General features: G+C 60.0%; 1 protein-coding gene. It reads right to left on the bottom strand.

The window, feature by feature from the left end; translation table 11 throughout:
- The coding region (locus tag EOA32_RS37825) for an oligosaccharide flippase family protein (protein ID WP_145971537.1) at positions 1–442 on the bottom strand (442 nt) is incomplete at both ends.

Below are 442 nucleotides of genomic sequence, written 5' to 3'. Positions count from 1 at the left end.
GCTTGAGACGGACTGCGTCAGGCTGGCGATGCCGAGCCAGGCAAAAATAGGCGCCACGGCGGTCCAGCGCGGCCCGAAAAGGAGCGCGACCACCTGATCCGAGGTCAGCGTCAGCGCCGCGATACCAGGCATGGTTACGGCCGCCAGCATCCAGTTGGTTCGCACGTAAAGGTCGCGAAACCGTGCCTTGTCGTCGTGAATTCGGCTGAGCAGAGGCACCATCACGCGCGTCAGCGGCTGGGTGATGTTCTGCAATGGGAACAACAGCAGCTTGTAAGCGCGGTCGTAATAGCCGAGCTCGATTGCACCGGAATATTTTCCGATGAGGATGTTGACGAGATTGCGCGAGAAAAAGTTGACGAGGTTGAAGCCGGTCAGATTGGCGCCGAACGACAATATATCGCCGTCGACTTTCAGGTCCGGCCGCGACGGCGTCCAACGG

Source organism: Mesorhizobium sp. M1A.F.Ca.ET.072.01.1.1, from assembly GCF_004023325.1.
GTDB lineage: Bacteria > Pseudomonadota > Alphaproteobacteria > Rhizobiales > Rhizobiaceae > Mesorhizobium.
This window is presented reverse-complemented; position numbering and strand designations above follow the sequence as displayed.